Source organism: Amycolatopsis sp. 195334CR (genome assembly GCF_017309385.1).
Classification (GTDB): domain Bacteria; phylum Actinomycetota; class Actinomycetes; order Mycobacteriales; family Pseudonocardiaceae; genus Amycolatopsis.
Map to the genome: position 1 here is coordinate 2,904,316 of NZ_JAFJMJ010000002.1, position 21,591 is coordinate 2,925,906.

Below are 21,591 nucleotides of genomic sequence, written 5' to 3' on the forward strand. Positions count from 1 at the left end.
GCCCCACGAGCCGGGCAGTGCGAACACGTCATGTCCTCGCTGTGACATTCCTCGGGATGAACGTGTGACGTGGTGTCACTGGCGAGCCGGCGCGAGCGGGAAGACACTGGCGCCCATGGATTCCCGACCCTCGCCTGTGGACCGGTGAAAAGCTACCGCCCGGAAACCCAGCGGCGGCTGCGCCAGCTGAACCTGCTCACGATGACCCCGCTGCTGGTGACGATCGGGGCGATCACCGTGGCACTGGAAGCGAGATCCTGGACCGACGTCGTCGTCCTGGGTCTCGGGTTGGCAGCCGCGCTGGTGACCTTCGAGCGGTGGACGGTGAACGACGTCTTCCGCGTCGCGATCCCCTGCCTGCTCGTGAGCGCCGGGGTGTGGGTCTACGGCGCTCTGGTGATCGGGGCGGGCACGGCGTTCCTCAGCATTTCCCTGGTGGGACCGCACATCATCCCCCAGCTCGCCCGGCGCCGCGGGTTCGCCGCGACCGCCTTGGTCACCTTCGTCGCCGCGGTCGGCGTGACGAAGCTGGTGCTGACCGGCGGCGAACTCCCGGTCGCGCTGATCACCTGGCTGTTCCTGCCCACCGGGATCACCGCGATGGTGACCGGGCTCATGTTCCCCAACAGGGGGTTCTACGGCATGGTCAAGGACCTGGAGGAAGCCAGGGACCGCGAAGCCGAACTGGCCGTGGTCCGCGAGCGCATGCGGTTCGCCAGCGACCTGCACGACATCCAGGGCCACACCCTGCACGTGGTGAAGCTGAAGATCACGCTGGCCCAGAAGCTGGTGCGCACCAACGCCGAACGGGCCGATGCGGAGCTGCGCGAGATCCACGCCCTGGTCGCCGACACCATCGCCCAGACCAAGGAACTCGCCTACGCTCAACGGCGGCTCAACTTGCCCGCGGAGCTGGAGAACGCGAAGAACCTGTTCGAGGCCGCCGGCATCCGCGTGCACGTCGACCGCGAAGCCGAGGTCGACGCCCGCGCGAGTGAACTGCTCGGACAGGTCCTGCGCGAGACGACGACCAACATCCTGCGGCACGCGCAAGCCGAACAGGTGCGGATCACGTTGTCGGAGACGGGTATCACCATCCTCAACGACGGCGCGCAGGCCGGTCCCCTGCCCGAACTGAGCGGGCTTGCCACGCTCCGGGAACGCGTGGCCAGTGACGGCGGCGAACTGACCACAGAGCAGGAGAACGGCAATTTCCTGACGGCCGCGACGTTTCCGCAGATGACCCGATGACCACCGTGGTGCTCGCCCACGGCGAAGCCCCTGCCGCACAGGGCACTGGTGTCGAGGGCGACCCACCGCGCGGGATATCCGGTCGCGGCCCCGCGCGCGGCGCGGCACCATGCCGCTCATGGCCTCCTCGTTCATTCCTGGTCTGGAACTGTCGCGCCGCTTCTACCTCGAGGTGGTACAGCCGTTGCTCCACGCGCACTTCGGGAACCTGCCCCACACGGCTGCGCGGATCGGCACCGGCTCGGAAGTCCTCGGTTTCGACACCGCCCGATCCGCTGATCACGAGTGGGGCCCGCGGCTGCAACTGTTCCTGAACCGCGAGGACGCCGAGCAGCACAGCGCGAACCTCGTCTCGGTGCTGAGCAACGAGCTCCCCAAGACGTTCTCCGGCTACCCCACGCACTTCGCCCCCACCGAGAACGAACACGTGCGCCACATGGAAGTCACCGACGGACCGGTCTTCCACCGCGTCGAGGTCACCAGCCTCGGCCGGTGGTGCACGGGGCACCTGGGATTCGATCCACGCGAGGCCATCACCACGCTCGACTGGCTCGCCACCCCCACCCAGGCCCTGGCCGAGTTCACCGCCGGTGCGGTCTATCACGACCAGACCGGGGAACTCACCCGCGCCCGAGCGCAGCTCGCCTGGTACCCGGAGCAGGTCTGGCGCTACCTGCTGGCCTGCCAGTGGCAGCGGATCTCCCAGGAAGAAGCCTTCGTCGGACGATGCGGGGAAGTCGGCAACGAACTCGGCTCGGCCGTCGTCGCCGCGCGCCTGGTCCGCGACCTCATGCGGCTGAGCCTGCTGATGCACCGCCGCTACCCGCCCTACAGCAAGTGGCTGGGCAGCGCCTTCGCACGGCTGCCGTCCGCGGCTACCCTGACGCCGGTGCTGACCGCGGCGCTCGCCGCGACCACCTGGCACGAGCGCGAAGACCACCTCGCCACGGCGTACTCGGCTCTCGCCACGCTGCACAACCAACTCGGCCTCACCGAACCGCTCGACCCGCGTACCCGCCCGTACCACGCGAGGCCGTTCCAGGTCTTGCACGCCGAACGCTTCAGCCGGGCGCTCCTGGCCACCATTGCCGACCCCGACCTGCGCGACCTCCCGCTCACCGGCGCCGTCGACCAATTCGCCGACAACACCGACCTGCTCGCCGACCGCGCCTCGACCCGCACGATGACCGCCGTGCTGGCCACATCGAAAGCCTGACCCGCCAGGCATAGGCCCGTCCCCACACCATGCGTCGTGTTCGCTGACTGCGCTCGGCGGGTCGTCGCCGCGTCCTCCGGCCTCCCCGACCGGGACCCGCCAGAGCGGCTCAGGTGGGCTTGCGACGCGCGTAGTGCGCCCGCGCCTTGGCCCGGTTGCCACAGCGGGCCATCGAGCACCACTGCCGGTTGTGCCGCGGCGACGCGTCGAGGAAACGCAGCCCACACCGGTCCGACGCGCAGATCCGGACCAGCTCACCCCCCACCACCACGTCGATCGCGTCGGCGGCCAGCTTGCCGAGCGCCGCGGCGACCGGGCCGCCGGTGGAGCGGTGGGCGCACCGCGGGCCGTCGGCGTCGATCCGCAGTTGCGGCACCGGCGCGCCGACCGCGACCTCGTTGACCAGCCGCACGTCGGCGGGGCGCGTACCGCCGCGGGTGAGCCGGTCGACGGCCTCGCGCAACCGCAGCGCGAGCGCCAGCTGCTCGGCCGTCACGCGCGGCCGGTGCTCCAGGTGCCCGGCGGCCACCAGCCACTCCCCCAGCTCGGCCGGCGAGGTCAGCAGTTCACGCCCGCCGAGGTGCCGGTCACGCCGGGTGTTGACCAGGTCCAAGCAGGGCCGCCCGCCGTCGAAGATCCACTCCATCGCTTGATTCTAACCGGTTCATATGGTTAGAAAGAAGGCATGGAGTCACGGATGGCCACGGTGAACGGGATTCGGACGCACTACCGGCTGGCCGGGGACGGCCCGCCGGTGGTACTGCTGCACGGCTGGCCGCAGACCTCCTACTGCTGGCACAAGGTCTTCGGGGAGCTGGCCGAGCACCACACCGTCATCGCGCCCGACCTGCGCGGCTACGGGCTGACCGACAAGCCCCGCACCGGCTTCGACAAGCGGACCATGGCCGCCGACGTCTCGGCACTGGTGCGCCACCTGGGTTTCCCGCGGGTCAGCGTGGTCGGGCACGACCGCGGCGGCCGCGTCGCGCACCGGTGGGCGCTCGACCGCCCGGACGAGGTGGCCAAGCTCGCCGTCCTGGACATCATCCCGACCAGGGAGATGTGGCGGCGGATCGACGCCCGCACCGCGCGGGGCTACTGGCACTGGCTGTTCCACCTGCAGCCGGACCTGCCGGAACTGCTGGCCGGGCCGAACATCGCCGCCTATCTCGGCTACTTCTTCGAACGCTGGACCTACCAGCGCCAGGGCCTCGACGCCGCCGACGAGTACGTCCGCGCGTTCTCCGCGCCCGGCGCGCTACGGACCGGATTCGACGACTACCGCGCGTCCTTCCCGGACGACGACGAGCACGACGAAGCCGACGCCGGCCGCAAGCTGACCATGCCCGTGCTGGCGATGTGGGGCGAGGCCGGGCTGCTCGGCACGCTGCCCGCACTGGACATCTGGCGCGACTACGCCGAGGACGTGACCGGTGCCGGAATCACCGAATGCGGCCACTTCCTGGCCGAGGAACAACCCGCCGTGGTCGCCGCGCGGCTGCTGGAGTTCCTGCGGTAGCGCCACCCGGCGGTGGCACCTGACCCGCGCCGGGCTCGCCGGCTTTTGGGTCGCCGCCGAGTAGCTGGTCGATCAGGTGCAGCCGCTGGTAGAGCGCCTGCCGGGAAAGGTGCCCGCGCTTCGCCGCGATCGACTTGTTCCCCGCCGGCCGCGAGGTAGTGGCGCAGGCTGGTGAGCAGTTCCGTGCCGTGCTGCTCGTCGTACTCGATCAGCGGTGACGACCGCGGTGCCCTCGAGCCGTCCGCGCAGTTCGTCGATCCGCGCTGACCGTCCCTACCGCTGCCCCCGCTTCCTCCGGCCGTCACTCGCAGGTGATGGTGGGGTTCGCCCAGTCGGCGTGGTCGTCGCCGGTGCCGTCGCCGCCGTCGGTGACTTCGAGGCGGACGAACTGCGCGCTGGTCACGTCGGCCGCGATCGGCAGTGGCGGGTCGGCCGTGGTGCGTACGCCGCTGTCGTAGGCCAGGGTGCCGTCGGTCCAGAGGCGGAAGGCCACGGTGCCGGGTTTGCCGTCGTGCAGGCCCGCCAGTGCGCTGAACGACGTGCAGGCCCCGCCGGTGAAGTACTCGATCGAGGCGGGGGCGTGCGTGCCGAGTCCCTTCGCGTAGGCGACCCCGCCGAGCGTGATCGGCTCGCCGTCACCGGCGAACTGCTCACCGTTGGCGCGATCCTTCTCCACCGGGCCCCAGCCGTTCGACGCCCGCACCCAGTTCGCGTCGCTGAGGAAACTGGTGCCCGCCGCCGGGGTCGCCGCGACCGTCACCTCGAGGGTGTGCGAGGCGGTGACGGGTTTCGGCTCGTGGGGAACGGAGTACGTGTAGTTCCCCGTCAGCGCGTACGTTCCGGGTGCCGTGCCCGCCGGTACCGAGACCTCCCATTGGGTGCCGAACTGCTTCCCGCCCGCGAGCACCGGTTTGGTCGCCGCGGACGCGGGCCGGACCGGCCAGCCCGCCGGTGCGCCGAGGTCCGCCGTGACCGCCCCGGCCGGCAGGGTTCCCGAGTTCGTCAGCGTGGTGGTGACCGTGGTGGCGGCACCGCCGGCGAGTACCGGTAGCGCTCCCGGGTAGGCCGAGTCCGGATCGGTGGCGGCATCGGTCGCCGGCGGGTACTTGTACCAGTGCCGGTCGGCGCCGATGCGGTACATCCTCGTCGCGTGCGGCGGAACGGTCGCGCTGATCGCACCGGCGGTGTGCGCGTCCTGGTGGGTCCACAGGTCCCGCAGCCGGTAGCCGGTGGCCTGCGCCAGCCCGGCCTCGGCGGCGGAGGTGCTGATCCGGCGGGCGGTGTCGGTCTCGTTGAACAGCACCACCGCCCGGTCCCCGTTCGCCAGCGGTTTGACGAACACGTGCGTGCCGTCCTGCGACCGGATCGGCGCACCCTGGATCCCGAGCGGGTCCTGGTTCACCGCGATGACATCGGGATTGCGCAGCAGATCGAGGGTCTGCGGGTCGGCTTTGCGCAGGTCGGTGCTGATCAGCAGCGGCGCCGCCATGGTCGCCCACAGGGTGAACTGGGAGCGGTATTCGGTCGCGGACATGCCGCCGTTGCCCGCCATCAGCAGATCCGGGTCGTTCCAGCCCCCGGGCCCGGCGTGCCCGGCCAGCCCCATGTTCTGCTTGAGCACGGTCAGCAACCGGCTCCAGGAGTCGTTCATGTCGATCATCGTGCGCCACGAGTGGCCGATGCCGGTGGCCCAGTTCCACGGCTTGGTGATGCCCCACTCGCAGATCGCGAACACGATGGGCCGCCCGGTGCCCCGCAGCGCGTCGGCCATGGCGGAGTAGCGCTGCTTCGCGTCGATGCCCTGGTTGTTGCAGTTGTCGTACTTGAGGTAGTCGATCCCCCAGGCGGCGAACAGCTTCGCGTCCTGCTCCTCGTGCCCGAGGCTGCCGGGAATCCCCGGTGTGGCACAGGTTTTCGTGCCGGCACCGCCGTACAGCCCGAATTTCAGGCCGCGGGCGTGCAGGTCGTCGGCCAGTGCCTTGACCCCGCGGGGAAAGCGCACCGGATCCGGGACCAGCTCGCCGTCGGCGTTGCGCTGCGGCAGTGCCCAGCAGTCGTCGATGTTGACAAACTGGTACCCGGCGTCCCGCAGGCCGGTACCGACCATCGTGTCGGCGATGCCGAGGATCGTCTCCTCGTTCAGGCCCGACCCGCAACCGGTGACGAACTTGTTGTTGAAACCCATCGGCGGGGTCAGCGCCAGGTCAGGCGCCGCGTGCGCCGGAACCGACGCGAGTACGGGCACCCCCGCGGCCAGGCAGATCGCGGCGAGCAACGCCGGCAACCGGCGGCCGAGCCACGGACGGGACGGAACAGACATCGGACACTCCAGGGCGAGGGACGGAGGACGCCGATGACAGCAGTACGGTCTAAAGCCGCCCTTTTTTCCCGTGGTGTTGGCGCGCGGAGTGCCGAACACCTCGCTCGCGGGCCGGGCGAGCAGGTCGGCCGTCGTGGCGCGTTCGACCACTTCGCCGTGCCGCATCACCACGACCCGATCGGCGACTTCGGCGACCACGCCGAGGTTGTGGGTGATCAGCACGATCGCGGTGACGATCGAGGTTAGGCCATTCCGGGGGCTGAGCACCCCCAGGAGGTGTGGGAGCCACTCGGGTGGCCCACCGCCGCCTCACCGCGCGCGTTTTCGTTTCACCTTTCCGATGAATTCTGGAAAATCCTCCCGTGCGGTTAATCTGAGTTTTCATTTGGGACGATCCCCGGGAGAAAATGATGCGAAAGCAATTAGCCTGCCTGTTCGCCGCGGCTATTTCGATGGGTGGCCTGCTGGCCGGTGCGCCCGCCGCCGGCGCGGCGGAGGACCGGCCGCCATCCGGCTGCGACGCCTACCGCTACGGTTTCCTGTGGGGTGAAGGCGTGTCCATGACCTGCTTCTCCCTGCCGGGCCCGGCCGGGACCTATCGAGTGGTCGCGCATTGCACCAACGGGTCGGCCTACTGGTTCACCGTCGGCGAGTGGGTTCCGCTGTGGTTCGGGCCGTCCACCGCGGAATGTCGCGGCGGCCTGCTCTGGAACGCCTATCTCGCCGGTTATCACGTAGAAGATTTCTGAGTTCCTCGCACCACCGCGTTGACGTACGGTGTACTCTCACGATCGTAAGGGTACAACGTACGCGATTCGATGCGGGAACGGTGATCATGGCGGACGGCCTGGCCGACTGGATCCACACCAACGGACACGCCGTCGAGGCGTTCGACCTCGACGCGCCGCTCGACGACCTGGCCCCGCTGGTGGAGATCGTCGGTTCGGCGCGGGTGGTCGGGCTGGGCGAGAGCTCCCACCACGTCCGCGAATTCTACCAGGTGCGCCACCGGATCCTGCGGTTCCTCGTCGAGCGGTGCGGGTTCACCGTGTTCGCCGTCGAGGCGCCGTTCACCGGCGGCCACCTGCTGGACGAGTGGCTCGATGGCGGTGCCGGGGCGGTCGAGGACGTCACCGCCGAGGCGATCGCCCTGCGCCTCGGCGACGTGCCGGAACTGCACGACGCCCTCCGCTGGCTGCGCGCCCGGCGCGGCGGCGGCGCGCCGATCCGGTACGCCGGGGTCGACCTGCCCGGTTCGCTGGGCTCACCGCTGCCCGCGCTCGACGCGATCGCGGCCTACGTCGAGGCCGGCGATCCGGCGGCCCTGCCCATCCTGGAACGGGCCCGCGACCTGGTCGGGCGCTTCCACGACCCCGAACCGATGAAGGTCGTGTTCGGCTACCCGTCGGTGGACCAGGCCGAGCGGGACGCGCTCACCGCGGCACTGGCCGAACTGGCCGCCCGGATGCAACGACTGGCACACCGCGGAACGGGCGAGCACGCCGTGGCCACGCACCACCTGCGCGGGGCGTGGCTGCTCGACCAGTTGCACCGCGCGATGGCCACCGAGGGAATCGAGGTCGCTTCCACCTTCCGCGACCTCTACCTGGCCGAGACCGTCCTGCACCTGCTCGCACGGGACCCCGGCGCCCGGATCGTCCTGGCCGCGCACAACTGGCACCTCAAGAAAGCACCGGAACCCTTCGGCAACGGCGAGTTGTTCCCCGCCGGCTACCACCTCGCCGCCGAACTCGGCGATGACTACCGCGCCATCGGCGTGAGCACGCGCGGGGGCCGCACCGCGGTCGCCAGCGGCGACTTCACCGACACCAGCGCCTTCCCTTTCCGTGAAGCGCCGCTGCCTCCGCTGGAGGACACGGCCGTCGAAGCCGCCTTCCCGGCCTCCGCGCCCTGGACGCTCGCCGACCTACGCGCCGCCCGCGAAGTCACCGACGCCCAGCGCTACAGGCGGATGCGCATGGCGGACTACTTCTGCGACCAGCCCGCGTTCGACTGCTTCGACGCCATCGCCTGCGTCACCGAAACCAACGGGACAACCCTCACCCGCAGCGGGTGACGCCCTTTCCCGCGCGATCCCGCAGAGATGTGCGCGCCAACACCTCCACGGTCACGAACGCACGGCCCGGGCGGCGACGACACAGTGCTGCCGGTTCACGGCCTGACTGGTTCCGCGTTCGCGGTCAGCCCGCGCTCCGGCGAGCTTGGTTGGTGGCGCGCACCACCGCCCAGGCGTCCGCGACCGCGCCGAGGTGCTGCAGCTTGTCGGGGTTGATCACCGCGCGGATCGTCTGGATCCGCCCGTCGAGGATGTCCAGTGCCAGGGTGTTGACGACCCTGCCGTCCCGGTCGCGGAAGACCGCGCCCGGCTGGCCGTTCACCTCCTGCGGCTCCACGACGCCGCCGATCCGGCTGAACGGCACGACGAACGCCCCCAGCATCCGCGCCACGTTCTCCGCGCCGAACACGCCCTTGCCCCACAGCGGCGCCTTGCCGCCGCTGTCGCCGATCACCTGCACGTCGGCGGCGAGCTGTTCTCGTTCCCGGCGGTCGGTCTCGAACCGGGCGCGCCCGTTCTTCATGTGACGGCGCGCCCGCACCGCGAGCTGGCGGCATGCCGCCTCCGAGCGCCGCACGGCCGACGCGATCTCGGGGAAGCTGAACCCGAACACCTCCCGCAGGACCAAAACCGCGCGTTCCAGCGGGCTGAGCCGTTCCAGCAGCACCAGTGCGGCCATCGACACCGAGTCGGCCAGTTCCGCCGACCGCTCCGGGTCCTCATACGGGTCGTGATGAGCCGCGCACGGCATTTCCAATGCGATGGGGCGACCTGATGGCAGCACGCGAGATGGCCCGCCGTCTGCCCGTGTTGTTGCGCGCGTGGGGATTGTCGGGCGTCCGGGTCGTCGATGAACTGACCCAACACGGCGACCGGTCACGAGCGTGGCTGGTGTACGCGCACAACGGTTCCCACGTCGCGAAACTGACCTTCGATGCCACCGACTTCGTCGAGCCGGGACTGCGGATCGCGGCCGCGCTGGACCGGGCGGGCATCAGGACCGGCGCACCGATCCCCACCACCACCGGAGCCTTGTGCCACCGGATACGGCGATGGCGCGGCGAGTGGACGCTGGCTCTGCTGCAACACGTCGACGGCCGTCCGATCGACTGGGGCAGCCCCGAACCGTGCGGTGAGCTGCTCGGCCGGGTCCACCACATCTTGGCCCGACTGGGTGGCGACCTGAAGCCCGCGGGCCGACTTCTACGCCGGGGAAGCCATCCGGATCGGCGGGCACCGCGGCGACGCGCTGGCCCTGATCGACTGGGGCACACCCAGCTGGGGCCCATTACCGGCACACCATCGACGACACCGAACTGGCCGGCACACCCCTGTTCCTCGACCTGCACCGGGCAATCCAAGCGGCCTGGGATCCCCGCTGACCGGCCACGCCGGTCGCGCGACCAGGCGACCAGAATTCCCGGCGCACCACGCGCAAAAATGCCGTAAAGATCGGGCGGGAGCAACTCCGGGTGAGTAAGCTGGTGCCCGGTGTGCCGGGAAGCCTGGTCGGCGGGTCACTGCCGACCGTCGCTGAAGGGTTTCCCATGGCTGACGCCATCCGCGCCCGAGGGCTGAGCAAGCGCTTCGGGTCCACCACCGCCGTCCACGAGCTGGACCTGTCCGTGCCCGCCGGGGAGGTTTTCGGGTTCCTCGGGCCGAACGGCGCGGGCAAATCGACCACCATCCGGCTGCTGCTCGGGCTGATCCGCCCGTCCGCGGGCACCGCCGAGATCTTCGGCGACCCGGCCGCCGACGTCCGGCGGGCGCACCGCCACCTCGCCCACGTCCCGGCCGACGTCACCCTGTGGCCGTCGCTGACCGGCGAGGAGATCCTCACCCTGCTCGGCCGGGTCGGGCCACCGCCGGACATCGCCTACCGCGCCGAGCTGGTCGAGCGCTTCGAACTCGACCCCGGCAAGCGCGCCAAGGCCTATTCCACCGGCAACCGGCAGAAGGTCGCGCTGGTCGCGGCCTTCGCCAGCCGGGCGCCGCTGCTGGTGCTCGACGAACCCACCAGCGGACTGGACCCGCTGATGGAACGGGAGTTCCAGCGCTGCGTGCACGACGCCCGCGAACGCGGCCAGACCGTGTTCCTCAGCTCCCACCTGCTCGCCGAGGTCGAAGCCGTGTGCGATCGCGTCGGCATCCTGCGCGCGGGCGAGCTGGTCGAGGTCGCCGGCATCCCCGAACTGCGCCGGCTGCGCCGCACCGAGGTCGAAGTCGCCTACACCGGTGTGGCACCGGACCTGACCGGGATCCCGGAAATCAGCGGCATCGAGCGGTTCGACCGCGGGCGGCTGCGGTTCTCCCTCAGCGGGCCGCCGGCGGCAACCCTGCGAGCGCTGAACGAAGCCACGGTGACCGGGATCAGCATGCGCGAGCCCAGCCTCGCCGAGATCTTCCTCGACTACTACGGCGAGCCGGTCCGATGACCGGCCTGGCCATCCGGCAGCTCCGCTTCGGCGCCGCCGTGATCATCGTGTTCACCGCGGCGATGTCGGCCCTGGTCGCCGCGCAGTACCGGACGACCTTCGCCGGAGCGCTCGACAACGGCGCGCTGCGGGCGCTCGCCGCCAACCCGGCCATCCGCACCCTATTCGGCGACCCGGTCGCGCTCGACGACCCCGGCGGCTTCACCGTGTGGCGCACCGGAACCCCGATCGGCGTGCTGGTCGGGGTCTGGGCCGCGCTCACCGCCACCCGGCTGACCCGCGGCGACGAGGACGCCGGGCGCTTCGACCTGCTGCTGTCCGGCCGGATCACCGCGCGTGGCCTGCTCACCCGCCGCCTCGCCGTGCTCGCCGCGGCCGTGACGCTGTCCGGGATCGGCATCAGCGTCGCACTGCTGATCACCGGCACCGCCCCGGCGAGCGCGCTGCTCCACGGCGGTGGTGTCGCCGCACTCGGCCTCGCGTTCGCCGCACTCGGTGTGCTTGCCGCGCAACTGCTGCCGTCACGGTCCCCGGCCACCGGTGCCGCGGTGGGCGTGCTGGGCGCGGCCCTGCTCGCGAGGATGGTCACCGACGGGCTCGACGCACCGGCCTGGGTGCGTTGGCTCAGCCCGTTCGGGTTGTTCGGCCAACTCCAGCCCTATGCCGCCAACCGCGTCCTGCCGTTGGTGGCGCTGATCGCGCTGGCGGCGGTGCTCGCCGCGGTCGCGCTCCTCGTCGCCGGACGCCGCGACCTGCACGGCGCACCCTGGGCCCTTGACGCCCGCCGCCGCCCGCGCACCCGCCTGCTGCACTCCCTCACCGGCTTCGCGCTGCGCCGCGCCCTGCGGCCGTGGATCGGCTGGCTGCTCGGCGTCACCGCCTACTTCGGCCTCATCGGATTGCTGACCATCTCCATCACCGAATTCCTCACCGGCAACCCCCGCTTCCGCGAACTCGCCGCCACCGCGGGATTCGGCCTGGACTCCCCCGCCGCCTTCGCCGCGACGATGTTCAGCCTGCTCGCCATCCCCGCCGGCGTCTACGCCGCGGTACGCACCGGCGCCTTCGCCGAGGACGAAACCAGCAGGCGCGCGGCACTTCTGTTCGCCCTGCCGTTCTCCCGCCGAAAACTGCTCGGCACCGAACTCGCCGTCACCACCGCCGGAACGCTGCTGCTGACCGCCGGTGCCGGACTCGCCCTGTGGGTGGGTGCCACCGCCGCCGGAGCCCAGCTCAGTTTCACCGGTGCCATCGGTGGTGCGTTCAACGTCGCGCCGGTCGCGCTGCTCTCGCTGGGTGCCGCCGTGGCCGGGCTCGGCTGGCTCCCCCGCGCGGCCGTGGCCCTCGGCGCCCTTCCCCCCGTCGGCGGCTTCTTCTTCCAGGTCGTCGCCCAGAGCGCTGGGGCGCCGGACTGGGTGCTTTCCCTCTCTCCCTTCACTCACATCGCCGCCGTTCCGCAAGCCTTACCCGACTGGCCCGGCCTGGCCGGACTGCTGATCGCCGCCGCCGTTCTCACCGCACTCGGCGTGTTCGGCTACGGTCGGCGCGATCTGGCGGTATGAGCGCAGGTCCGTGCCTTGACGACGGCCGTGACTGTCCCGCTTGTGGCGCTACGCCGGCGTTTCCCGGCCGTCGCTGCTGTTCAGTCCTCGGACCGAGTCGGTTCCCTGGTTCTCCGCCGCGAGGTAGTCCGAGACACAACCCATCGCGTCGTCACACAACCTCCCGTACGAGGCGGGAATGGCGTCGGCCTTGGCGGTCAGCTTCTCGGCGACCGGCAGGTACTTCGCCAGGAATGCCTGTGCCAGCACGTCACCGCCGAAGCGCGACCGGGCCGCCTCGATCGCCCGTTTGTGGTTCTCCCAGGCACTGCCGAAGTCCTCACCGGCCGCGCGCAGCTGATTGACGCCCCGAGTCACGAGATCCGGGTCCATGTCGTACTTGGCCATCACTTCGCTCCCTCGATTTCCTGGTCGAGCTGGTGCATGAACGCGTCGGTGTGCACGTCGGTGGTCTCGAACTTCGCGCCCGGTGGCAGGTAGTCCCGGGTGATCTCGAACAGCTGCCGCCGAGACTGCTCGACGGCGTCCTTGATAGTGTCCACAATGGACGCGGCAAGCGCCGTCGAATCCATTGTCCGGTAGAGCCGCGGGTCGAGGTGCAGCTCGCTCAACTCGCCACGGCCGACAACCGTCGCGCTGACCAGGCCGTCGGAGGAGTCGGCGGTCGCCTCGATATCGGCGATTCTCCTGCTGATGTCGTGCAGTCGAGCGTAATCTCGCCTTCGTGCGGCCAGGTCGATCGTGGGCCGTGCCATGGAATCTCCTTTCACCGCGGCGAAATCACGGGAAGTCCTCGGTGCCGCCGCCGGGCACGAGCGCGGTTTTGTCCTGGTTGAGCACGACGAGCTTCCCGTCCCGGATCGCCTGCTCGATAGTCGCGCGCACCTCCGCGTCCGAGGCGCCCGGTCCCAGTGCGGTCGCGATGTCCCGGCCGACCTGGTTGTTGTACAGGTCCATGGCTTCCTGCCGCTCCGCGAACTGCGGGGGTGTGTCGGGAACCGGGTCGTCGGGGCGCCGCTCGTGCCCGGTGCCGACAGCCTCGGCCGAGTGTTCCCCGAACGACCTGGTCATCAGCGCGTTCCAATAGGCGTGGCGAAAGGCGTCGCGATGATTGTCGCCGGTGCCCGTGCGGCCGCCCTGGGGACCCTCGGGACCGTCCGGATCCGGAAAGCTTTCCTGGCCGGCGGTCGTGGCCCTGTCCTCGATATTCCAGTGGAAGAACGGGTTCACGGCGTTGATCCCCGTGAAATCGTCCTGAAGGCTCGCCGCCGCTTCACTGAGCGAAACCGTCTTTCCCGCTACCTCGATCATCTGGTCGTCCCCGACCTGGTAGTCGCGCAGCAGGTCGGCATCCGACGGTGGGGCCGGGAGGTTCGCGATGACGTCGCGGCCTGCTTGGGTCAGGGCGTCCTGGGCGTTGTCGAGGTTTTGTTCCGGCAGGCTGAGGTTTTCCCAGTCGCCGTGGACCTTGCGGTCCAGCGCGGCGCGTACCTCGAGGTTCCTGTTCACCGCGCTTTCCTTGAACCACGCTTTGGCGAGTCGAGCTTCCGGTTCGGACCCCGCCAAGGCATCCGCGGCGCGCGCGTTGCCGTCCGCGTGCTCCGCCGAAGCCACCATCTGATCCCGCACGTGGGCGTAGTCGCCCGCGGTCAGGTCCAACTGCTCGGTCACCGGACGCGCTCCCCGCGCCAGCTCGTCGGCCTCCCGCAACGAGGCGTCGGCGCGCCCGGCCATCGCCGCGCCGCCGTCGTCGTTCCACCCCGCGGCGAGTTCCTTCGCTCCGGCCCGGCCGTGGTCACGAGCTTGCTCCGCCTTCCCGACGACGGGGCCCCACGCGTCGCGCGCCTCTTCCACCGGCTTCGGGTCCGGTGGCGGAACATCGGTGAGCACTTCCCGCGCGACCTCACCACGCGGCTCCTCCCCCGTGGTGGCAGTCTCACCCGGCCGCTCACCGCCGGTCTCCCCCGCCGCGTCGCGAGCCTGACCGGTAGCGGGCTCGCCGGTAGTCGACCCCTCGGCCGTGGGTGCCTGCGCCTCATCACCCTGCTGCGCCCCACCCTGCTCGCTTCCGGATGCCTGCGGCTCACCACCGGCACCGGATGTCTTGGTGTCGGCCGAGGCGGCGCCATCCCCCTTGGCTTCGCCCTGAGGTGCGGAGTCAGCGCTCTCGCCGCCCGAGCCCTGACCCGCGGCAGGCTCCGGCGCCTGGCCGCCGCCGGCCTCCGGCGCCGGGGCGGCACCAGCGTCACCGGTCGCTGCGTTACCCATGAACGGCTCCTCGATACTCTCCAGATCGACTGGACGAGGCCCATGGTCACCCGAACACCACGGCCCCGGCGCATCGCGGCCTCTTCCTGCCAGCGGTCGGCCGCAGGCAGCAGGTATCGGTTCACGCGAATGAGTGAAAGGTCGTCAGGCTCTGTGCGGCTGCGGGGACTATGGCGGCATCTTTTGGGCCGAATGACGTGATCTCCGGAGGTTTTGTGTCGCCTGATGCACTGCATCGCACGGTTCTGGTTGTGGACGTGGAGCAATTCAGCGGCCGGAAGAACCCGGAACAGCGGAAGGTGCGCAACGGCCTCTATGCCGCCCTGGCTCATGCGCTCGGCTCGCACTGGAGCGACTGCCATCGCGAAGACCGGGGTGACGGCGTGCTTCTCCTTGCGCCGGCGGATGTTCCGAAGCGGCTGTTCGTCGAGCAGGTACCCGCTCGCCTGGTGAAAGCGCTGAACAAGCACAACCGGGCGCACGGGACCGGCGAGCAGATCCGGCTGAGGATGGCGGTGCACGCCGGGGAAGTCCTGCTCGACGCACACGGCGCGACCGGCGTCGCGATCAACCACACGTTCCGGTTGCTCGACGCGCCGCCGTTGAAGGACGCTCTCGCCGGGTCGGCCGGCGTACTCGCGGTGATCACCTCCGATTGGTTGTTCCACGAGGTCGTCTGGCACAGCGCCGCTGACGAGACCCGCTATCGGTCCCGACGCTTCCGGGTCAAGGAAACGGAGACGGTGGGGTGGATCTGCCTGCCGGACGACCCGTACCCGCCCGACGACAGCCAGCCGGGGTGGCCGGAGGACGTCTGCCCCTATCCGGGTCTGCGTGCGTTCCAACCTGACCAAGCGCGGTGGTTCTTCGGCCGCGAGGCGACCTTGTCGGTGTTGATGGACAAGATCGATCACCGCAGCGGGCCGGTCTTCGTCGTCGCACCGTCCGGCGCAGGCAAGTCATCGCTGCTTCGAGCGGGCGTGACAACCGCGGTGGCCGACAGCGGCCGCCCATGGCTGTTGCTCACCCCGGGAAAGGAGCCCTGCGAGACACTGGCACAGCAGGTCGCGCAGCTCATCCACGGCAGCGTGGACGGCGTGCTCTCGGCAGTCAGAGCTGATCCCGCCCTGCTGGCGAGCATGCTGCCCGACGGGACTGTCCTCGTGGTGGATCAGTTCGAAGAGGTGTTCACCCTGTGCACCGGCGAGGCCGAGCGGCAGCGTTTCATCGCCGCACTGATCGCCATGCGTGCGGTTCTCGGGGTACGAGGCGACTTCTACCACCACTGCCTCGCTGACGACCAGCTCGCGACGTTCCTGCCGGCAAGCCAGTTCAACCTCCAGGCGATGTCCCCGGCCGGGTTGCGAGCGGCCATCGAACGGCCGGCTCGGCAGATCGGCGTCGACGTCGAGGCGAGTCTGGTCGAGGTCCTCCTGCACGAGGTCGGGACGGACGCGGGCGGGCTCCCGCTGCTGGCCCACGCGTTGGCCGTCACCTGGCAGCGGCGCGCGGGCGACAAGCTGACCTTGGCGGATTACGACCGGACCGGGCGGATCCAAGGCGCGATCGTGGCGACCGCGGACGAGGCCTACGCGCGTTGTTCCACGGCCGAGCAGCGCGAGATCTTCCAGCACATCCTCATGCACCTGGTCGTGGTCAGGCACGACGCGCCGCCCGCCAGGCGGCGCGCGGATCCGGCGGACCTCGTCAAGGGCTTCGACGCACCGCGGACCGCTGAGACGGTTCTCGGCTGGCTGATCGAGAAACGTCTGGTCACGCTGGACGGCAACGCCGTCGAGCTTTCCCACGAAGTGTTGCTGCGGGCGTGGCCGCAGCTCGGCACCTGGATCGAGGCGGGCCGCAACGATCAGGTCATCCGGCAGCAGTTGATCGAGGCCGCCGAACAGTGGGAACGAGAAGGGAAACCGGTCGGATCGCTGTATCGCGGCGATCGGCTGGCCATCGCGAGGGGGTGGCAGTCCAGGAGTGAGCACCGCGCCGCCCTCACGCCGCTCGGCGCGGCCTTCCTCAGCGCGTCGAGCCGGCACGAAAGCCGGCGGGCCAGAATTCGCCGGACCGCGGTCACCATGCTGGCCGTTCTCGGCCTTGTCGCGTCCAGTACCGCTGTCTACGCCTTCCAGCAACGCGACATCGCCCGTGAACAACGTGACGCCGCGATCTTCAACAAGGTCACCGCCGAGGCGAACCGGATACGGACCATCGACGTGTCGCTGGCGGCCCAGCTCGACCTCGTCGCCCACCGCATGCGCCCGGCCGATCCGGACACCGGCACCCACTTGATCGTCGACGCGAACGCCCCGCTGTCCGCCACGTTGCCCTCGGGCGCCAAGGACGTCAGCGTGGTGGCGTTCAGTCCCGACGGGCGAACGCTGGCCACCGGCAGCGGCAGCGGTGACCGGCTCGTGCGGTTGTGGAACGTCGCTGATCCGGCCCACCCGGTGCTGCTGAACGAAACCATCAGTCATGGCGAAGCAACCCGTGCGCTGGCGTTCAGCCCGGACGGCCGCACTCTGGTCACCGGCGGCGCCGACAACACGGCGCGGCTGTGGAACGTCACCAACCCGGCCCAGCCCGAGGCGCTCGGCCCGCCGATCACCGGGCACACAAGGACGATCCGGTCGCTGGCGTTCAGTCCCGACGGGCGGACGCTGGCCAGCGCGGGCGACGATCAGACCGTACGGCTGTGGAACGTCACCGACCTCGCCCAGCCCGCGGCACTCAGCCCGCCGATGGCCGGGCACACCGACGCCATCTACTCGGTGGCGTTCAGTCCTGACGGCCGGACTCTGGCTACCGGCGGCGACGACCGGACCATGCGACTGTGGGACATCGCCGCGCCGGACCGGGCCAAACCCCTCGGGTCACCGTTGACCGGAAACACCGGCGCTGTCCGTTCGGTGGCGTTCAGTCCCGATGGGCGGATGCTGGCCGGTGCGAGCAACGACCGGGCAGTGCGGCTGTGGAACGTCGCCGACCCGGCTCGCCCGGAGGCGCTGGGCCGGCCGATCACGGGGCACGCCGGTGCGGTCCGGTCGCTGGTGTTCAGTCCCGACGGACGGAAGCTGGCCACCGGCGGCGACGACAACACCGCGCGGCTGTGGGACCTCACCGATCCAGCCCGCCCCGCGCCCATCGGCGCGCCGATCACCGGGCACGCCGACGGCGTCCGATCGATGGCGTTCAGCCCGGACGGCCGCATCCTGGCCACCGCCAGTGGAGACCGGGCGGTAAGGCTGTGGAACATCCCCGACACTGTCCTAACTGGACATACCGGGGAGGTCAAGGCGTTGGCGTTCAGCCCGGACGGGCGCATCCTGGCCACCGGCGGCGGCGACCGGACCGTCCGGTTGTGGACGCCGGCCGAGCGGCGGCAGCTGGGCCCGCCGCTCACCGGCCACCAAGGCGACATCAACGCCCTGGCGTTCAGCCCGAACGGCCGCGTGCTGGCCACCGGTGGCGGCGACCGGACCGTGCGGCTGTGGGACGTCACCGATCCCGCGCGCCCCGCGCCCATCGGCGCGCCGATCACCGGGCACGCCGACGGCGTCCGATCGATGGCATTCAGCCCGGACGGCCGCATCCTGGTCACCGGCGGCGACGTGAAGGACGACAACACCGCGCGGTTGTGGGACGTCACCGACCCGGCTGAACCCGTGCTGCTGGCCCGGATCATGATCGGACCGGACGCCAACGCTCTGGCGGTGGCGTTCAGCCCGAACGGAAGAACCCTGGCGACGGGCACCGAATACAGCGACGTCGCGGTGTGGTTGTGGAACATTGCCGATCCGGCCAAGCCCACGTTGCTGGCCGGCCCGCTCAAGGGGCACCAGGACGACCTACGCCGGGTCGCGTTCAGCCCGGATGGGCGGACCTTGGCCAGCGGCAGCGACGACGAGCAGGTGCGGCTGTGGGACGTCAGCGATCCGGCTCATGCCACACCGCTCGGCGAACCCCTTGCCGGCCACACCAACCCCGTCGTGGGGGTGGCGTTCAGCCCGGATGGGCAGACGGTGGCCAGTGGCAGCGGCGACAACACCGTACGGCTCTGGCGGACAGCCGACCGGACGCAGTCGGGTCAGCCGCTCACCGGCCACCAGGCCGACGTCAACGCGGTGGCGTTCAGCCCCGATGGCGCCACCCTCGCCACCGGCAGCCACGACCACACCGTGCGGCTGTGGGACATGACCGTGCCCCAAGCCGTGCACAGCATCTGCGCCATCACGGGGAACACGCTCACTCGCGAGATGTGGGACGAGTTCGTGTCGGCTGAGCTGCCGTACCGTCCGCCGTGTTCCTGAGACCGGGGTTGACCGGACTCGACTCCAGCGCGGATCTCGCTGTTCGAGCGTGCCGACGAGTAGGCTTTCCTGGGAGCCGAGGTAGCCAGGAGGGCGGGTGTTCGGTTCGGATTTGCGTGCTCGGCGTCGGCGTGCCGGTCTTACCCAGGAGGCGCTTGCCGAGCGGTCCGGTTTGGGCGTGCGCACCATCCGAAAGCTCGAGAACGGTCTCATCCGCCAGCCCCGCAACGACACCGTGCGACTGCTGGCGGACGGGCTGAACCTCACGGGCGAGGACCGCGATGCCTTCGTCGAGTCCGCGCTCGCCGAAGACGACGCCGACTCGTCGGCGCGGCGGCCGTCGCCGGTCTTCTCCCTGCCGTCGGACACCGCCGACTTCACCGGGATGGACGAGCAGATCGCGGTCATGGAGGCGCGGCTGGCCGAGCGGCAGGCGGCCGACACCGCGGTTCCGGTGGTCGCGCTGGCCGGGGCGGCCGGGATGGGCAAGACCACGGTCGCGGTGCACGTCGCCCACCGCCTGCGCCGGATCTACCCCGACGGTGGCATGTTCATCAACCTCCGCGGGACACAGGCGAACCCGGTGCCGCCCGACGAGGCGCTCGGGCGGTTGCTGCACGCGCTCGACGAGCCGGCCGCCGCGTCGGCGCGCAGCCTCGACGAGAAGGTCGAGCGGTACCGGCTGACCCTCGCCGCCCGGCGCGTCCTGGTCGTGCTCGACGACGCGGGCGGCCTCGACCAGGTGGCGCCGCTCCTGCCGGGCCACCCCGGCTGCGGGGTGATCATCACCAGCCGTGCGCCGGTCGCCGGTCTGCCCGGGGTGATCACGCTCGACGTCCGGGCGATGAGCGAGTCGCACGCACTGGGGCTGCTCCGGCACATCATCGGCGACACCCGGCTCGACCAGGATCCGGGCGCCGCGGAAACGCTGGTGCGGCTGTGCGACCGGGTCCCGCTGGCGGTGCGGATCGCCGGCGCGCGGCTGGCCAACCGTCCACAGTGGCCGGTCGCGACGCTGGTCGGCCGGATGGGTGACGAGCGGCGCAGGCTGGACGAGCTCCGGCTCGGCGAGTTCGGCGTGCGCTCGTCGCTGGCGGTCAGCTACCACGGACTCGACGAGACGGGCAAACGGGCGTTCCGGCTGCTCGGTTTCCTCGATCCGCCCGACTTCGCGGCGTCGACCGCCGCCGCGCTGCTCGCCGTGCCCGTCGCCGCGGCGGAGGACGTCCTCGACCGGCTCGCCGACGCACGGCTGGTCGAGTACATCGCGAAGACGGGCGGTGGGATCCGCTACCGCATGCACGACCTCGTCCGGATCTACGCCAGGGAGTGCGCCGAGGCGGAGGAGAGCGTCGACGACCGCACGACGGCCGTGGCACGCGCGATCACCCAGGCGCTGCGGGCGGTCGAGGGGGTGGCCGAGCATCTGCCGGTGGCCGTGCGCCGCCTGTACCAGCCGGACCTGGAGCCGAGCTGGCTCCCGGTCGACGGGGGTTACGGCCCCGAACTGCTTGACGAGGAACCGATGCTGGTCGCGATGGTCGAGCGGGCCAGCGCGCTCGGACTGGATCGGCTCGCGTGCGCACTGGCCGAGGCGCTGGTGTTCGCCGTTTTCGGCACCTACAACCGGTTCGACGGCTGGGACCGCACCCACGCCGCGGCCTGCGCCGCCGCCGACGCGGCGGGCAACGACTCGGGACGGGCCGCGCTGGAATGCGGCCTCGGTCAGCTCCGGTACACCGAAGACCGCTTCGCCGAAGCGAAATACCACTTCCAGCTGGCCATCGACCGCTTCCGCGCGGGCGGGAACCCACACGGCGAAGCGGTCGCGGTCAACGGCATCGGCACGGCCCACCGTGAGCTGGGCGAACACGACCTGACCCTGCGATACCACGAACGAGCCCGGAAAGCCTTGTCCGCACTGGGCGACTGGCACGGCGTCGCGCACGCGCTCTACGGAATCGGCTACGCGCACCGGGAACTGGGCCACGACGAACTGGCCGCACACCACCTGGAAGAAGCGGCACGCCAGTACCGCCGCATCGGACACCACCGCGGCGAGGCGATCGCGATCCGGGGCATCGGCCTGATCCACCGGGCCCGCGACGAACTCGAGCCGGCCGAACAGTTCTGCGAACGAGCACACCGGATCATCGAGACAACCGGCGACCGGCACCTGCGGTGCTACACCTCGCAGGCACTGGCCAAGGTCTGGATCCGCCGCGGCGCGACCGACCGGGCGAGGCCGGTGCTGCTGACCAGCCTGCGCGTGTGCCGAGAACACCAGGACCGCCTCGGGGTCGCGCTCATGCTCCGCACGATCGGCGAACTGCACCTGGCGGAAGGCGACGCCGAGTCCGCCCTGCACTGGCTGAACCAGGCCATGACGATCTGGCGTCACCTTCACCTCCGCCTCTGGCAGGCCCGCACCCTCCGGGACATCGGGGCGGCACATGCCGTCGGATCGGGCTGCGCCCAGGCCCACCCGCACTGGGCGGAGGCCTTGACCATCTTCCGCGCCCACCGCACCAGGGAAGCGGACGAGCTCGACACCTGGCGCCGTTCCTGGGGCTGCCACTGCGCTCCGGAGGTGCTGACCGAGCGGTAGAGCGAGCCGGTCGACC

General features: G+C 70.6%; 16 protein-coding genes. 10 read left to right on the forward strand and 6 right to left on the reverse strand.

Annotated elements, in window-relative coordinates; all coding sequences use genetic code 11:
• The first annotated feature begins 201 nt into the window (after positions 1-201).
• Both JYK18_RS36360 and JYK18_RS36365 read left to right on the forward strand, forming a co-directional pair.
• Positions 202-1,251 (forward strand): sensor histidine kinase, encoded by a 1,050-nt coding sequence (locus tag JYK18_RS36360; RefSeq protein WP_206808328.1) that lies wholly within the window; start codon positions 202-204, stop codon positions 1,249-1,251.
• Positions 1,252-1,369: 118 nt separating this feature from the next.
• Positions 1,370-2,467 carry a DUF4037 domain-containing protein gene (locus tag JYK18_RS36365; protein ID WP_242582421.1) on the forward strand — a complete coding sequence of 366 codons (1,098 nt, stop codon included), beginning with the start codon at positions 1,370-1,372 and terminating at the stop codon, positions 2,465-2,467.
• A 109-nt stretch (positions 2,468-2,576) separates the two neighbouring features.
• On the opposite strand, the gene JYK18_RS36370 is transcribed toward JYK18_RS36365, so the two are convergent.
• Positions 2,577-3,113 carry an ABATE domain-containing protein gene (locus JYK18_RS36370; RefSeq protein ID WP_206807935.1) on the reverse strand — a complete coding sequence of 179 codons (537 nt, stop codon included), beginning with the start codon at positions 3,111-3,113 and terminating at the stop codon, positions 2,577-2,579.
• Positions 3,114-3,152: 39 nt separating this feature from the next.
• On the opposite strand from JYK18_RS36370, the gene JYK18_RS36375 reads away from it, so the two are divergent.
• Entirely contained in the window at positions 3,153-3,986 is an 834-nt protein-coding gene (locus JYK18_RS36375; RefSeq protein ID WP_206807936.1) for an alpha/beta fold hydrolase, read from the forward strand.
• 301 nt (positions 3,987-4,287) lie between these two features.
• On the opposite strand, the gene JYK18_RS36380 is transcribed toward JYK18_RS36375, so the two are convergent.
• A complete protein-coding gene (locus JYK18_RS36380) occupies positions 4,288-6,528 on the reverse strand; it encodes an NPCBM/NEW2 domain-containing protein (protein WP_307796209.1) in 2,241 nt (746 codons plus the stop codon).
• Positions 6,529-6,716: 188 nt separating this feature from the next.
• Here JYK18_RS36380 and JYK18_RS36385 point away from each other — a divergent pair, with 188 nt between their 5' ends.
• Both JYK18_RS36385 and JYK18_RS36390 read left to right on the forward strand, forming a co-directional pair.
• Positions 6,717-7,055: a hypothetical protein gene (locus JYK18_RS36385; protein ID WP_206807937.1), complete on the forward strand. Its 339-nt coding sequence runs from the start codon at positions 6,717-6,719 to the stop codon at positions 7,053-7,055.
• An 86-nt stretch (positions 7,056-7,141) separates the two neighbouring features.
• Positions 7,142-8,383 carry an erythromycin esterase family protein gene (locus JYK18_RS36390; protein WP_206807938.1) on the forward strand — a complete coding sequence of 414 codons (1,242 nt, stop codon included), beginning with the start codon at positions 7,142-7,144 and terminating at the stop codon, positions 8,381-8,383.
• A gap of 124 nt (positions 8,384-8,507) precedes the next feature.
• Here JYK18_RS36390 and JYK18_RS36395 read toward each other — a convergent pair whose 3' ends face one another.
• The gene (locus tag JYK18_RS36395) at positions 8,508-9,134 is read right to left on the reverse strand and encodes a sigma factor-like helix-turn-helix DNA-binding protein (protein ID WP_206807939.1); all 627 of its coding nucleotides are present in this window, start codon (positions 9,132-9,134) and stop codon (positions 8,508-8,510) included.
• Between the two features lie 23 nt (positions 9,135-9,157).
• On the opposite strand from JYK18_RS36395, the gene JYK18_RS36400 reads away from it, so the two are divergent.
• The 3 genes from JYK18_RS36400 (at position 9,158) to JYK18_RS36410 (ending at position 12,380) form a co-directional block, all read left to right on the forward strand.
• Positions 9,158-9,832, forward strand: coding sequence for a hypothetical protein (locus JYK18_RS36400; protein ID WP_206807940.1), 675 nt, complete (start codon positions 9,158-9,160; stop codon positions 9,830-9,832).
• 98 nt (positions 9,833-9,930) lie between these two features.
• Positions 9,931-10,818, forward strand: a complete 888-nt coding sequence (locus JYK18_RS36405) for an ABC transporter ATP-binding protein (protein ID WP_206807941.1) — start codon at positions 9,931-9,933, stop codon at positions 10,816-10,818.
• Positions 10,815-12,380: an ABC transporter permease gene (locus tag JYK18_RS36410; RefSeq protein ID WP_206807942.1), complete on the forward strand. Its 1,566-nt coding sequence runs from the start codon at positions 10,815-10,817 to the stop codon at positions 12,378-12,380. Before JYK18_RS36405 ends, JYK18_RS36410 begins: the two co-directional genes overlap by 4 nt.
• Positions 12,381-12,428: 48 nt before the next feature.
• Here the strand turns inward: JYK18_RS36410 and JYK18_RS36415 are convergent, their stop codons facing one another.
• From JYK18_RS36415 to JYK18_RS36425, 3 genes are read right to left on the reverse strand one after another with little or no spacing between them, the layout of a single operon-like run.
• A complete protein-coding gene (locus JYK18_RS36415; RefSeq protein WP_206807943.1) occupies positions 12,429-12,767 on the reverse strand; it encodes a hypothetical protein in 339 nt (112 codons plus the stop codon).
• The gene (locus JYK18_RS36420) at positions 12,767-13,135 is read right to left on the reverse strand and encodes a YbaB/EbfC family nucleoid-associated protein (protein ID WP_206807944.1); all 369 of its coding nucleotides are present in this window, start codon (positions 13,133-13,135) and stop codon (positions 12,767-12,769) included. Before JYK18_RS36420 ends, JYK18_RS36415 begins: the two co-directional genes overlap by 1 nt.
• 25 nt (positions 13,136-13,160) lie before the next feature.
• Positions 13,161-14,648 carry a hypothetical protein gene (locus tag JYK18_RS36425; RefSeq protein WP_206807945.1) on the reverse strand — a complete coding sequence of 496 codons (1,488 nt, stop codon included), beginning with the start codon at positions 14,646-14,648 and terminating at the stop codon, positions 13,161-13,163.
• A gap of 197 nt (positions 14,649-14,845) precedes the next feature.
• On the opposite strand from JYK18_RS36425, the gene JYK18_RS48140 reads away from it, so the two are divergent.
• Together JYK18_RS48140 and JYK18_RS36435 are read left to right on the forward strand one after the other, a co-directional pair.
• Positions 14,846-18,967, forward strand: coding sequence for a WD40 repeat domain-containing protein (locus tag JYK18_RS48140; protein WP_206807946.1), 4,122 nt, complete (start codon positions 14,846-14,848; stop codon positions 18,965-18,967).
• Between the two features lie 97 nt (positions 18,968-19,064).
• Complete coding sequence (locus tag JYK18_RS36435; RefSeq protein ID WP_206807947.1) at positions 19,065-21,575, forward strand: tetratricopeptide repeat protein; 2,511 nt, start codon at positions 19,065-19,067, stop codon at positions 21,573-21,575.
• Positions 21,576-21,591: the final 16 nt, after the last annotated feature.

What these genes read in the sequence shown, in the direction of transcription:
- JYK18_RS36365 (WP_242582421.1), top strand. Translation starts at nt 1,370, where the DNA reads ATGGCCTCCTCGTTCATTCCTGGTCTGGAACTGTCGCGCCGCTTCTAC.
- JYK18_RS36400 (WP_206807940.1), top strand. Translation starts at nt 9,158, where the DNA reads ATGGCAGCACGCGAGATGGCCCGCCGTCTGCCCGTGTTGTTGCGCGCG.
- JYK18_RS36415 (WP_206807943.1), bottom strand. Translation starts at nt 12,767, where the DNA reads ATGGCCAAGTACGACATGGACCCGGATCTCGTGACTCGGGGCGTCAAT.
- JYK18_RS36420 (WP_206807944.1), bottom strand. Translation starts at nt 13,135, where the DNA reads ATGGCACGGCCCACGATCGACCTGGCCGCACGAAGGCGAGATTACGCT.
- JYK18_RS36370 (WP_206807935.1), bottom strand. Translation starts at nt 3,113, where the DNA reads ATGGAGTGGATCTTCGACGGCGGGCGGCCCTGCTTGGACCTGGTCAAC.
- JYK18_RS36375 (WP_206807936.1), top strand. Translation starts at nt 3,153, where the DNA reads ATGGAGTCACGGATGGCCACGGTGAACGGGATTCGGACGCACTACCGG.
- JYK18_RS36360 (WP_206808328.1), top strand. Translation starts at nt 202, where the DNA reads ATGACCCCGCTGCTGGTGACGATCGGGGCGATCACCGTGGCACTGGAA.
- JYK18_RS36425 (WP_206807945.1), bottom strand. Translation starts at nt 14,648, where the DNA reads ATGGGTAACGCAGCGACCGGTGACGCTGGTGCCGCCCCGGCGCCGGAG.
- JYK18_RS36395 (WP_206807939.1), bottom strand. Translation starts at nt 9,134, where the DNA reads ATGCCGTGCGCGGCTCATCACGACCCGTATGAGGACCCGGAGCGGTCG.
- JYK18_RS36390 (WP_206807938.1), top strand. Translation starts at nt 7,142, where the DNA reads ATGGCGGACGGCCTGGCCGACTGGATCCACACCAACGGACACGCCGTC.
- JYK18_RS36410 (WP_206807942.1), top strand. Translation starts at nt 10,815, where the DNA reads ATGACCGGCCTGGCCATCCGGCAGCTCCGCTTCGGCGCCGCCGTGATC.
- JYK18_RS36385 (WP_206807937.1), top strand. Translation starts at nt 6,717, where the DNA reads ATGCGAAAGCAATTAGCCTGCCTGTTCGCCGCGGCTATTTCGATGGGT.
- JYK18_RS36405 (WP_206807941.1), top strand. Translation starts at nt 9,931, where the DNA reads ATGGCTGACGCCATCCGCGCCCGAGGGCTGAGCAAGCGCTTCGGGTCC.